This is a genomic window from uncultured Flavobacterium sp., assembly GCF_963922255.1.
Lineage (GTDB): Bacteria > Bacteroidota > Bacteroidia > Flavobacteriales > Flavobacteriaceae > Flavobacterium.
This window is the reverse complement of record NZ_CAWUIC010000001.1, coordinates 153145-166702: the sequence shown is the minus strand read 5'-3', so window position 1 is coordinate 166702 and position 13558 is coordinate 153145. Positions and strand designations below refer to the sequence as shown.

Annotated in this window: 12 protein-coding genes; 8 read left to right on the top strand and 4 right to left on the bottom strand. The window is 27.0% G+C overall.

The window, feature by feature from the left end:
* Positions 1 to 747, top strand: a complete 747-nt coding sequence (locus tag AABJ49_RS00760; RefSeq protein ID WP_338375204.1) for a DUF4197 domain-containing protein — start codon at positions 1 to 3, stop codon at positions 745 to 747.
* A gap of 160 nt (positions 748 to 907) precedes the next feature.
* Here AABJ49_RS00760 and AABJ49_RS00755 read toward each other — a convergent pair whose 3' ends face one another.
* The gene (locus tag AABJ49_RS00755; RefSeq protein WP_338375201.1) at positions 908 to 1702 is read right to left on the bottom strand and encodes a helical backbone metal receptor; all 795 of its coding nucleotides are present in this window, start codon (positions 1700 to 1702) and stop codon (positions 908 to 910) included.
* A 20-nt stretch (positions 1703 to 1722) separates the two neighbouring features.
* Positions 1723 to 2541: an orotidine-5'-phosphate decarboxylase gene (gene pyrF, locus AABJ49_RS00750; protein ID WP_338375198.1), complete on the bottom strand. Its 819-nt coding sequence runs from the start codon at positions 2539 to 2541 to the stop codon at positions 1723 to 1725.
* Positions 2542 to 2672: 131 nt separating this feature from the next.
* Between pyrF and AABJ49_RS00745 the strand changes: the two genes are divergently transcribed.
* From AABJ49_RS00745 to AABJ49_RS00720, 6 genes are all read left to right on the top strand, one after another.
* Complete coding sequence (locus AABJ49_RS00745; RefSeq protein WP_338375195.1) at positions 2673 to 2921, top strand: hypothetical protein; 249 nt, start codon at positions 2673 to 2675, stop codon at positions 2919 to 2921.
* Positions 2922 to 3025: 104 nt separating this feature from the next.
* A complete protein-coding gene (locus AABJ49_RS00740) occupies positions 3026 to 3493 on the top strand; it encodes a DNA starvation/stationary phase protection protein (protein ID WP_338375193.1) in 468 nt (155 codons plus the stop codon).
* Between the two features lie 98 nt (positions 3494 to 3591).
* Positions 3592 to 3741, top strand: a complete 150-nt coding sequence (locus AABJ49_RS00735; RefSeq protein ID WP_338375190.1) for a hypothetical protein — start codon at positions 3592 to 3594, stop codon at positions 3739 to 3741.
* A 30-nt stretch (positions 3742 to 3771) separates the two neighbouring features.
* Complete coding sequence (locus AABJ49_RS00730) at positions 3772 to 3957, top strand: CsbD family protein (protein WP_338375188.1); 186 nt, start codon at positions 3772 to 3774, stop codon at positions 3955 to 3957.
* Positions 3958 to 4056: 99 nt separating this feature from the next.
* Complete coding sequence (locus AABJ49_RS00725) at positions 4057 to 5181, top strand: AI-2E family transporter (protein WP_338375185.1); 1125 nt, start codon at positions 4057 to 4059, stop codon at positions 5179 to 5181.
* A gap of 136 nt (positions 5182 to 5317) precedes the next feature.
* Positions 5318 to 6193 carry a hypothetical protein gene (locus AABJ49_RS00720; RefSeq protein WP_338375181.1) on the top strand — a complete coding sequence of 292 codons (876 nt, stop codon included), beginning with the start codon at positions 5318 to 5320 and terminating at the stop codon, positions 6191 to 6193.
* A 131-nt stretch (positions 6194 to 6324) separates the two neighbouring features.
* Here the strand turns inward: AABJ49_RS00720 and AABJ49_RS00715 are convergent, their stop codons facing one another.
* A complete protein-coding gene (locus AABJ49_RS00715) occupies positions 6325 to 10050 on the bottom strand; it encodes a metallophosphoesterase (protein ID WP_338375179.1) in 3726 nt (1241 codons plus the stop codon).
* A gap of 23 nt (positions 10051 to 10073) precedes the next feature.
* Here AABJ49_RS00715 and AABJ49_RS00710 point away from each other — a divergent pair, with 23 nt between their 5' ends.
* Positions 10074 to 11261 carry a Pycsar system effector family protein gene (locus tag AABJ49_RS00710; protein WP_338375176.1) on the top strand — a complete coding sequence of 396 codons (1188 nt, stop codon included), beginning with the start codon at positions 10074 to 10076 and terminating at the stop codon, positions 11259 to 11261.
* Here the strand turns inward: AABJ49_RS00710 and AABJ49_RS00705 are convergent.
* On the bottom strand, positions 11258 to 13558 hold the full coding sequence (locus tag AABJ49_RS00705) for a GAF domain-containing protein (protein ID WP_338375174.1): 2301 nt from the start codon (positions 13556 to 13558) through the stop codon (positions 11258 to 11260). The two genes, AABJ49_RS00710 and AABJ49_RS00705, sit on opposite strands and share 4 nt — an antisense overlap.

Below are 13558 nucleotides of genomic sequence, written 5' to 3'. Positions count from 1 at the left end.
ATGAATACAACAAACATACCAAATTTAAAGCCTTTACAAAAGATTAAAGTCATTTTACTTTCAACATTATTCTTAACAACAACTGGCTGTGCAGAATTACAACAAGTTGTTGATCAACTTCCACAAGGAACCGTTGGATTAAATCAATTAGATATTGCAAATGGTTTAAAAGAAGCTTTAGACAATGGAATTGACAAACAAGTTACAAAATTGACCGCAACGGATGGTTTTTTTAAAAATGAAGCGGTTAAAATTCTTTTACCTGATGAACTGAAAACAGTTGATACTAAGTTGAGACAAATCGGTTTATCTAGCTTAGCTGATGAAGGTTTAAAAGTTTTAAACAGAGCTGCTGAAGATGCTGTAAAAGAGGCTACTCCCATTTTTGTTGATGCAGTAAAAAATATGACATTCACGGATGCGAAAAATATTTTAATGGGCAATAATGTAGCTGCCACAACTTATTTAGAAACATCAACTTCTAATGCTTTATATGCTAAATTCAATCCTGTGATTAAAAATTCGTTTTCGAAAGTTGGAGCTGATAAAGTTTGGACAAATATCATTACAAAATATAACAGTATTCCTTTTGTTACTAAAGTAAATCCAGATTTAACTGACTACACTACAAACAAAGCTATGGAAGGAGTTTTTAAAATGATTGCTGTTGAAGAACAAAACATCAGAACAAACCTTAGTTCAAGAACATCAGATTTATTGAAAAAAGTATTTGCTTTACAAGATTAAAAAAAATATAAAATTTTAATAATCAATAACATATATATAACAAATAGTTAACATTAGCCAAAAAAAATTTAACGACATTTGTACCGTTAAAGATCACAAAAAAGGTTTGGTTGAGTTAGTTAGTAAAAAGAGTGTTGTACTTAATTGTGCAACATTTTTTTTATATTTTATTTTGAAGTAATTTAAAATAGTCAAAAGCCTTTAACAATCGTGTTCCATACCAAGAAAACATTTCACCATCTACAAAAACAGTTTTAGCGTGATGTGTAAATCGACCAATTTCAAAAGCATCTTCATCTTTAAAAGGATAAGGTTCTGAAGATAAAAACACTACATCTGGATCACCTTCTAAACGTATCTTTTTTAGTTCAACTTCTGGATATCTTCCTTTTTCTTTATAGATGTTTTCAAAATGATTAAGTTCTAATAAGGTATTGATAAAAGTATTTTTTCCGGCAACCATGTGAGGATTTTTCCAAATAAAATAAGCTGCTTTTTTTGAGGGTTTATCTTTGATAAAGTTTTGAAAATCATGATAGGCAAAATTAATTTTATCAAACCATTTTTGAGCTTCTGTTCTTCTGTTAAACAGTTTTCCAAAATCAAGAATCATTTGTAAATTGTCTTCAATCGTATAATTATCTGTTACAATTACTGGACAAATTTTACTTAATTCTTCCACAATTTCTTTGGTATTTTCTTCTTTATTGGCAATTATTACATCAGGCTGTAATTCTTTTACTTTTTCATAGTTGATGTTTTTTGTACCACCAACTATTTTTTTTGTAGCTTTAAAATGAACAGGATACACACAGAATTTTGTAATACCAACAACTGCATCTTCTAAACCTAAATCATACAATAATTCTGTTTGAGAAGGAACTATTGAAACGATGCGTTTTGGTGTTACTTCAAATGAATGTAGATTTCCTATTTGGTCTTTGAATTGAATCATTTATTATCCTTAATAGAAATTCATTTATTATTTAAAATCAATTCCATTACTTGTTGTAATTTCAGAGCTTCTTCCCTAGCCTTTTGTGCAAAATCTTCTTGATTCGAAGCATAAATAACTCCACGAGATGAATTTATTAATAATCCAACAGAATCATTCATTCCATATTTGCAAACTTCTGACAAGCTTCCACCTTGAGCTCCAACTCCTGGAACTAGAAGAAAACTATTTGGAACAATTTTTCTGATTTCTGTAAAATATTCGGCTTTGGTTGCTCCCACAACATACATTAAGTTTTCAGAATTTTTCCAACTTTTTGAAGTTTCTAAAACCATTTTGTATAATTCTTTTCCTTCTACATTTTTAGTTTGAAAATCAAAAGCTCCTTCATTGGAAGTCAAAGCCAACATAATCGTATGCTTGTTTTCAAAAGCTAAAAAAGGTTCTACTGAATCTTTTCCCATATATGGAGCAACTGTTACTGAATCAAAATTCAAATCTTCAAAGAAAGCTTTGGCATACATAGATGAAGTGTTTCCAATATCTCCACGTTTTGCATCAGCAATTGTGAAAATTTCAGGATATTTTTCGTTGATATAATTGATTGTTTTTTGAAGGGATTGCCAACCTTTTATTCCGTAAGCTTCGTAAAAAGCTGTATTTGGTTTATAGGAAACACACAAATCGTGAGTAGCATCAATGATGGCTTTATTGAATTCGAAAATAGGATCTTCTGTATTTAAAAGATGTTTAGGTATTTTATTTAAATCAACATCTAAACCTATGCATAGAAATGATTTTTTTGCTTGAATTTGTTCTAAAAGTTGTTTTGTAGTCATGAAAAGTTATGTTGTTGGGCAAATTTACAAAGTTTAATCATTTAAAATATATATTCTATAAATATCTATCAAAATTCTGTAAATGCTTTAAATACATCTTGTAATAGATTTGTAAAATAAATAATAAGATTATGAATGCGATAACGATATTTCAGAAAATAGCAATGGGTGGATTCAATTTAATGGTTTCTACTTTTACGAATGACTTACTCGTAAATGCAAAACAGGTAAATTACTTTGAGATGTTTTTATTATCATTTATCATAGAACTAAAAAACATTGTTTTTCCTAGCAACTTATCTATTATTGATTTAATTGATTGGGAAAAAATAGTTATGATTAAGGTCTCTTTTAAGCAATTCGCAATGTTAAATTCATAATTGATTAAAATTTTATAACTATCCTAAAAAATTGTGTAAGAAGATTATAAGCTTGACTCAATACCTTTGTAAGAGAACAATTTAAACAACTAAAAAAAAATAAAATGGATACTAAATTAGGAATACCTCAAAAAGATATGAAGTCTAACATAAAAAACTTGACCACAGTTTTAGCAAGTGAAATGGTTTTATATGTAAAAACTAGAAAATTTCATTGGAATGTAGCCGGGAATAGCTTTATGGAAATGCATAAACTTTTTGAAAATCAATACAATGAATTAGAATTAATTATTGATGAAGTAGCTGAACGAATTGGTAAATTAGGTGAAAAAGCTATTGGAACAATGAAAGAATTTAATGATAATTCAGTTTTGAAAGAAAGTACAAAATATGAAGATAAAGATGCTATGGTTAAAGAATTATTAGCTGACTATCAAAAATTAATAAGTCAAATTAGAGATTTTATTAAAGAAACAGAAGAAACTGATGATTTTGGCACAGCCGATTTTTTGACTGGTATCATACTAAAACATGAAGCCCAAGCTTGGATTCTAAGAAGATATCAAAGTTAATTTAAAAAAATGTAAAAATGATACTTCAACTTAACCCTACCATTCTTGTAAATACTCCTTTATGAGTTGGTCAAACTTTATTTATAATTGATTATGGAATGCACCAAAATACATGTTGGGTTGTAGCAATGCAAGAAAGTGGAATTATCAAACATTTTGACTGTAATGATGTGATATTAAGCACAAATTACACCTACGGAATGAATTTACGAAAAATTAATTTTGAAGTTGATTCAGAAAATAAATAAAAATAATTATTAATTCAAATATAAAACGTTATGAACACAACAGAAATCAAAGGAAACTGGAACGAGTTTAAAGGAAAAATGAAGCAAAAATTTGCTGATTTAACAGATGATGATCTTCTTTTTGAAGAAGGAAAAGAAGATGAATTTTATGGAAGAATTCAACAAAAAGTTGGAAAAACTAAAGATGAAGTAAAAAAAATGATTGCTGAATTATAGTTTTTTCTAAATAAAATTCTTTGAACTGTCTATAAATATATTGGTATCTTATTAGGTTATTAATATCTTTATAGACAGTTCTTTTTAAAACCAAAACCCATGAATATATTGAATAATAAAACACATGTAGTTCAAGACTTATTAGCATTTGTCTTAATTGTTTTCATGGCATATGTGCTACAAGACTTTTTAATTCCAATTTTCTTTGCCATTCTATTAAGTGTTTTGGTATATCCAATTGTGCGTTTTTTTGAAACTAGATTATGTTTTAATAGAATATTTTCCATAACAATTGCCATCTTAGTTTTCACTACTGTTATTTCTGCCATAATTGTTTTAATTGCTATTCAATTTCAAGATATTATGGACGAAAGTAGTACCTATTATGATAAAATAATGGAGAAAACTAATATCCTAATTAAAGAAACTGAAGATTCTACTGGAATTGAAAGCAAGGACATTGTTGGTAGTGAAAAACTCGAAGTAAAAGAAATGGTAAAACAAAATTCTAATAAAATTGTTGACTTTCTAACAAGGTCAGGAGCTATATTAAGTGATTTTGTATTAACTCCACTTTACATGTTCTTTTTTTTATTGTATAGAAGTTTTTTAATTAGTTTTCTATATAAAGCCACTGCAAAAGTTAGTGACAAGAAAAAAATGCGTTTGATTTTAGATCAACTTTATAAAGTACAACAGAATTATTTAGTTGGTTTAGTTAGCGTAATGTTTATTGTTGGAGTATTAAACAGTATTGGTTTATTAGCTTTAGGAATAGACTATCCTTTTTTCTTTGGTTTTTTATGTGCTTTATTATTATTGGTTCCATACATAGGAATCATTATTGGATCTGTTTTACCAGCATTGATTGCGTTAGCTACAAAAGATTCGTATTGGTATCCTTTTGGTGTTATTGCTATTTTTGGATTCATTCAATTTATTGAAGGAAATTTTATTACACCTAAGATAACAGGTTCAAAAGTTTCTTTAAATTCATTTGTTTCTATATTAGTAATTATTTTATTTTCAATGTTATGGGGAATTCCTGGAATGATTTTAGCTCTGCCCATTACTGCTTCTTTAAAAGTTATATTTGATAATTCTGTAAAATTTAAAGCTATTGGATTTGTTTTAGGAGAAGCCGAAGAAAAATATTTTAGCAACAAAGCAAAATATCGATTAAAAGTTTGGAAAAAAATTAGAAAATTGAAAAATAAAAATTAAACTATGATTAATTTGTTCTCATAAAAAGCATGCCTTATTATACAAAGTATGCTTTTTAACATTATATTCTAATCTAATCTTTTAGTTTTAGTAAAATGATTTGTAAATTTACAATATAACATCATTATCAAAACCTATGAAAAAACACATCATGATATTAAGCTATTTATTATTTATTCTATTATTTAATTCTTGTAAAGATGAAGTGAAAAATGTCAGTGAAATTGAAACTTTTAAACTACCAGAATCCTTAAGAGAAGTTTCAGGAATGGTTTATTTAGATGATGCAATTTGGGTTATTCAAGATAGTGGAAATTCTGAAAAAATTCACAAACTTGATTTAGAAGGTAAGCTTTTAAAGTCTATTGAAATTATGTCAGTTAAAAATCATGATTGGGAAGCAATTACAGCTGACAATGATGGAAATTTATACATAGGAGATTTTGGAAACAACAACAATAATCGTAAAAATTTAGCTATTTATAAAATTTCAAATGATGATTTGGAAAATGACAAAATTAATGTGGAATATACTGTAAACTTTTCTTATGAAGATCAAGAAGAGTTTCCTCCAAAAAAACATTTTTTACTGTATGATTGCGAGTCATTTGTTATTTACAAAGACAACTTTTACTTAGTTACAAAAAACAGAAGCAAAGGATTTGACGGAACATCGCATATATACAAAGTAGAAAATAAAGCGGGAAATCAGACTGCAAAACTTATTACTAAATATGTTACGTGCGATAGTTTTAATTCTTGTGCCATTACTGATGCAGCTATAAGTCCAGATGGTGACAAATTTGCTTTAATAAGTAATAAAAAAATGTGGATTTTTACCAATTACACAACTGATAAGTTCACAGATGGAAAAGTTAAAGAAATTAAGTTTAATAGTTACACTCAAAGAGAAGGTGTTACTTTTAAAGACAATAACACTTTGTATATTACGGATGAAAAAACTAAAAATGTTGGTGGTAATTTGTATAAATATAAGTTAGAAACTAAATAAGGTATCTACCAATTATAAGATAAACCTAAATTTCATTGAAATATATAATTCACTTTTAGTCAATACTATTTTTAAAAAAAAGCCAACTAAAATCTCTTTTAATTGGCTTTTTTATATATTTTTTTTTTCAATTAAAAACCAAAACTTACTGTAAAAGTAAATCTTCCAATGTCAATTGGACTTGCAAAATAACCTAATTTAGCTGTTATTGTATTAATTCCATTCAACCACAATTCTCCACCGTATGTAGTATTCCAATTGTTAGAGTCATCATTTGTTGTCCAAACCCTACCATAATCAAAACCACCGATTATTCCATATTTCATAGGGATTAAACTCCTTTTAATAGTTCCCAATGTTAATCTTATATCAGTTGTTTGATAAAATGATTGTTTTCCTAAGAAACGTTCATTTCTAAATCCTCTTAATCCATTATTTCCTCCTATTGCTGCACCATGATAAAAATCGAAATTATCGTTAGTGATTATTTTTCCTCTTAACAATGTACTAAACACTAATTTTCCGTTAGTGGTTATTTTATGAGAAAAATTGAATTTACTTTCTAATGTGAAAAAATTTCTATTTGCATCATTCAAATTAGTTTTCCATTCAGTAGCTAATAAAAAGCCCATACCAAATGTTGGTAAAGAAACTACATCATAATTCTCAAAACCATATGATAATTTTGTGCTTGCAAACTGTTGATCCTCAAATAATCTGTCATCAATAGTATTTGAAGTAGTAACAAATCTATTATCTGTATTTTCAACTTCTAAGTTTTCTAAACCAAACTGTAGTTTTACATTACTACCTTTATTTCCTACTCTACTTATTGAAGGATAAAATGAAAACATTTTTAATCTTACTCTATTAAAATCAAAATCTATATTGTCATTAAATACGGTTTCATTTCCATATCCAAAATAATTAATTGCAAAGTTGGGACTTGTAACCTTAGAGTCGATATTAAAATCATAACGACCCAACAATCTAGGAAAATGAGCTTTATACATAAGTTCAAATCCGTTGGTTGCAAAATAAAAATTTGGTATTATAGTATGCTTACTTGTATAAGGATTTTGTCTAAAACCGTTATCAATATAATTCATTCTGACTCCAATTTTTACACCATCATCTGGATTAAAACCTCCACCAGGAATTACTGAAAAAGAATTAAATTTAGCTTTTTTAGTAGTATATAAATTCATTTCATAATTATCGCTCAGTCTTTTACTAGTTTTTCCATCAATATCAAATTCATTTTTCTTTGATTTGTAATCATAAATTTTGATATTATTTCCATTTTCAACTTTATAAGAATCATTGTTTTGACCCCCAATTATTCTTATTCTAATTTTAGACTTATAATCACCTTCCACTACAAATTTATCGTCATCATCTAAACCATATATCCAAATTTCCTTAGTGTCTTTAGCATTAAATTTTCTTTTAGAAATAAATTGCTCTACTCCATCTTTTTTATTTCTAATTTGAGTTACTTCGATTTCGTTCTTGTTCAGTTTAGTAATTGTAAAATCTTCTTTTTTATCAGTTCCGACAATCACAGCTCTTTTTTCGAGCATTTTATGATATTTTTCAGCATATACCAATAATTTATCTCTTCTAGATTTTAAGTCCGCTTTTAATTTATCACTTGTATCATCTTGAACTTCTGAAGGTAAATTTTTGAAAGCGTTATCAATAGCTTTGTCTGTTAAATTATCTTGAATAAATTTTGCTTGACCCATCCAATCTTCTTTTTTATTATTTTGAAGTAAGGCAATATCTAATTCATATCCAACATTATTTAGCCATTTTAAGTTTTGAATATCATCATCATAAGTTTGCATTTTTCTAAATTCTGGTAGGTTTAGAATTATACTTAACAAGGCTCCTCCATATTTAGGAAAAGCTTGATCTCTATCTTTTGGAATTGGTCTATAAATTACTTCTTCACCTCTTTTAAATTCAGACCATTTCCATTGATCTGAATGTCTGTCCCAATCTCCAATTAGCATGTCAAATAACCTTGCTTTAATGAAGGCTTTTTCATCAATGATATACTTTTCATCCTTTCTTAATTTTTTATGTAAATCATCTGTTCCAATAATATCATCAGCTCTTCCAAACGATGATTTTTCTTTTTGGCTATCATCTTCACGTTCAGAAACCATATATAATTCATCACCAAAACTTGAATTAAATTTACCTAAAGCATCATGTTTTGGTATATAGAATAATTTTGGGTTTGTGTGATAAATCCCTATACTTCTTGACAAATCATCAATCATAAATGCGGCAAAAGGATGTCCTGTTGTAAAGAAATCTAGTAAAAAAGTTTCTACATAAGTTCCTTTTAAGTCCTCTTCTACATATTGGTCTACGAACACTGCAGCTTGGAAAAACCTAGTTGCGTTTTTCTTAACAGCTCTTAAAACATATTCTTTTTCATTATTATCTATTACTCTTAATGAGTTTGTTTGTTGTCCTCCACCTTCTCTATCTAGTTTAACACCACCATACAAAGTACTTAATGTAGCCACTTGTGCTTTTATAGGTAATCCATAATATTTTCTATAATGTTCTCCCCATAAAAAATTATAAAATCCAGATTTTTTGGTTTCCTTAATATCATAAACAGTTGCCTCTTTGTATTTTGGAAATGTATTAGGATAATCTTTTGTTTCTGTATTAGTTGGTTTTACTATGGATTGTTTGTATAAAACAATCTCTTTACCATCTTGTTTTCCATAAAATGTTAGTATAGTTTCACCAGACTTTAAAACCTGTAGAGTTGCATATCCATTTTTTCCATAAGAAAAATCATTTGGATAAATCGCTCTAGCAGCATTTGTCTTTGTACCTGAACCACTCACAACTTGTTTAATTCCGTCTTTTTGAATATATTCTAAACTATGCTCATGTCCTGAAACTACAACAATATTTTCTTTCTTTTTTATAATTGTTTGAATTCTCTTAGACATTTCTGTATATTCTTTGCTTAAGACATCTTGTGCACTTATTCCAGAAGTTTTACGCAATAAATAATATAAAGTTCCTAATAATGGTACTGGGAAAGAGTTTTCTGCTGATAATAACATTTTACGAACACCAAAATGACCACCATGAACACCGTTTGTTAATAAAGGATGATGCATAGCAATCACAATTGTTTTATCTTGATTTTTGGTTAATAAATTTTCAAATTCCTCAAAGAATTCCTCTCTAGTCTTAATAACACAATCATCATTTATAGTTGGAAATTTATTCCAATCCTCCAAATACCACTGACTGTTAATCGTAATTAAAGTGATATTATCATTTAATTCAAAGTCTTCAATTGGACAACCTTTTCGTGGAGAAAAGGCTTCTTCATCATTCATGTACTTAAGTACAAAATCTTCTTGTGCATTTAAGCCATCTAAACCACTATACCAATCATGATTTCCTGGAATAACTATTGTTTTTCCTTTGAAATTTTTTGTAATTTTTAATTGATTTTCGAGAATTATTTCTGCCTCTTTGTAGGCTTCAGATTCTTTATTTCCACTCATACCAATGGGATAAACATTATCTCCTAAATATAAAAGTGTACTATTTTTTGAAGCATTATCTAATTGATTTTTTAAAGGTTGTAGTGCTTGTTCAGAATTAATTTCATCAGCATTTCCCGCATCACCAATTAAATAAAAAGTGTGATCTACTTCACTTTTTTTAACATCAATATTTGCAATAGGGTTTTTTAAATCTTTTCCTGTTTGAACACTAAAAGTAGCACAAGATGTTAATATTAAAAAGAAAGAAATTGAAAACAAAAAAAATGCTTTTTTTTGTAGATAAAAGTAAATATTTTGCATATTTTAGTATATTATTTAAAAGTATGAAATTAGTAAATAAAGCCAAACTATATGTTACAGAATTATTTGAAAATATATTAGAATTCAAATATACGTATCATAATATTAATCACACCAAGTCAGTTGTTAAAGCGGCTGAAGAAATTGCTATTCATGAAAAAATTGATGGTGAAGATTTAGAAATTTTGTTAGTTGCAGCTTGGTTTCATGATTGTGGATATGTTGAGTGTAAAGAAGGTCATGAAGAAGTAAGTGTACGAATAGTCAGTAAATTTTTAGAAGAAAATGATTATGATATTATATATATTGAAAAAGTAGCTAAAATAATAAGAGCAACCGTTTTCAATTATGTTCCAACCACTATTTTGGAAAAAATAATTTGTGATGCTGATTATAATCATTTAGGAAAAGAAAATTATTTTGAAACTGCTTCACTTTTAAGAAAAGAATGGGAATTGACCAATTATAATGTTTGTTGCGATTTAGAATGGGCAAAAGGAAATTTAGCTTTATTAAACGAAAAGCATCATTTTTATACAGAATATGCTAAATTGAATTGGGATGCAATCAAAGACAAAAACATTCAAAAATTGAAAGAAAAAATAGAGAAATTAAAAGTTATGGAAAGACCAATTGTTGAGGAAAAGAAAGAAAAAAAGAAGAAAAAGAAAAAGAATAAAAAATTAGGAAGAGGTGTTGAAACTCTTTTTAGAGTAACTATAAATAATCACACGCGTTTGAGTGATATTGCAGATAGTAAAGCTAACATATTACTTTCAGTTAATGCTGTTATTATTTCAGTTGCCTTGTCAGTTTTAATTCCAAAACTTGATAGTCCAGGAAATAATTATTTATCATTACCCACTTTTGTATTGTTATTTTTTAGTGTTACCTCTATAATTTTTGCCATTTTGTCTACCAGGCCAAAAGTCACAAAATCCGATTTCACTGATGAAGACGTTATAAATAAAAAAGTGAATCTGTTGTTCTTTGGTAATTTTTATAGAATTCCGTATGATGTTTTTCAAGGAGAAATTAATAAAATGATGCTTGACAACGATTATATGTATGGTTCTTTAGCAAAAGATTTACATTATTTAGGAATAATATTGGAACGAAAATACAGACTTTTACGAATTACTTACACGATTTTTATGATAGGAATAATTGCATCTGTTTTTGCGTTTATTTATGCCTATAAAAACTCTTAATCAATAGCTTTAATTGTTACTCTAAGTGCTTTTAAACCTGTAACGCTATCTAAATCCTCAACATCTAATTTTTCAATTGTAGGTTCTAATAATCCTTGAGAAATTAGATATTTTAGATACTTAATGTATTCAAGTTTTTCATTTGTTTGAGAATAAACTATTGTAACTTTGTTTGGTTGTGTAATTCGCTCTTCCGAATTTTTAACATGTGATTTATCAATTCTTTTCTTAACAACTTCATATCTTGCATTGTATGAACCATCTACATCAAACAATTTTTCTTCCAACCTAAATCGTATGGTTAAAGGAGTACTAAAAACTAATATTAAAGTTGTAATTTCTAACGGAAAAGGTAATATATGTTTCCATTTTTGATAATTATACACTGTTTCACAAAGCGTTTTTAATTGCCATAGTCTTAAGTTATTCAAATAAATAGCATTAAATTCTTTTTTAGGTTCAATGGATGCTCCTATATACAAATTATGCTCTATTCCATCAGTTGCATATCTTTCATAGTAATGTGGAAAAATTTCTTGAGCTTCAACTTGTTTTTTGTCAAGATAACTAGCAATTTTTTTGTTTAAAATAGTAACTGATTCATCATATTTTCTTCTTGAATCATATACAATACTCAATTGTTCATCTAATTGATTTTTATATGAATTAATTTTTTTCTGGATATGTTCAGGAAAATCAAGAGTATTTAATATTGGATGAACTTCATTTGCAATGTATTGATTAAAAATATTTTCTGTATTAACTTCATAATTATTATGAATATTTTCTGACAACTTATTTAATTCAAAAACAATTTGCTCAATGATTAATAAGTTCATTTCTTGCAAAATATCATCAAAAATAGCAATCAATAATTTTAATTGTTTTTCAATATCATCTTTTGAAGCGTTTAATCTATTTTCAGATGAACCTTTAATGTCAATTTGACCAAACATAGCATAAACTCCGTCAAAAACAATATCTTTAAAGTTATAATCTTCTATATCCTTATTAGATTTTAAAAACTGACTAGCTTGATTTTTGAATTTCCAATAAACACTTTTATGAATAGAAGTGTATTCGTTTTGAATTATTGCATCAATTTTATTGCTATTTTCTTCAATAGCCTTTTCAATAGTATTTTTTATAATGGGCAAAACCATATTAAGTTTTGAAACATTTCTTTTCTTAATTGCGTGTTTTACTTTTGAAACAATTTCAAAAAAACCTACTACTTTTTTATGTGAAACAATTGGAGCAATAATCAAACTTTTAATATCTTGTTCAATCAATGTCTTTAATACAATTGAATTGGGATGACCTATACTATAAAATTCAATATCTTGCACAATAATAAATTCTTTATCTTGTACTAATCGTTTAACAATAGTGTCTTCAATATAATCTGTAATTGGTCTGAACTCTTCTGTTCCTAAAGTAAAACTGTCGATTTTTAAATTATTGTATTTTGGTTTAATTAATATGTCTTCATCATGATTGTATATTGTTACACCAACTTTAAGATCTTTGATATTAAAAATTGATCTGAATATTTTTTTGAAAGTATCATCAGCAAAAACAGAATCAATATTGCTTTGTAACAAATTCGTTTTCAAATCAGAAACTGCATTATCAATAGTGTTTTCAATTAGAGTTATAATACTAAAACCTTCAATTGTCCATGAGTTTGGAGGAAAAAGGGTTTTCCATAAATCATAATTATCAAAATCTTCTAAAAGCTCATTGATTTGATCAGAAGTTGGAATATTTTTTGCATCATTAGGAAAGATATTCACAAACTGATGATTATCGTCAACTATAAAACTTTTAAAAATACCGTTAGAGTCTTCAAACTCAACCGTTATTTTTTTATCATAAGAAATTTTATTTTCCAAAATTGAGTTTAATAACAAAATACATTTGTATTTGTATAACTCATCTTCAGAAATATTGCAAAATTTAATCTTATTATTATCTGCTGTTTCTGGTTGAACTTGATTTAATTTTTCGGAAATAAAAAGTAAATCTTCACCCATGGGTTTGGCAATCATTTTAAGTTCATTTTTACTTAAATGTGATGGAATAACAAACGAAAAAAAGGAATTAAAAAGTGAAGTATTATCTTGAATTCTTTTAAGGTTTATTTCTTTTTTTTGTGATAAATTAGTTATTTTAAAAAATATATTTTCAAAATATTTTGGAGAAATTTTTAAAAAATCAGCATCTAGCTGTTCCACAAAAGGTGCAATAGAAAATTTTGAATTAAATGGATATTTTTGATCTTTAAGTTTTATCAT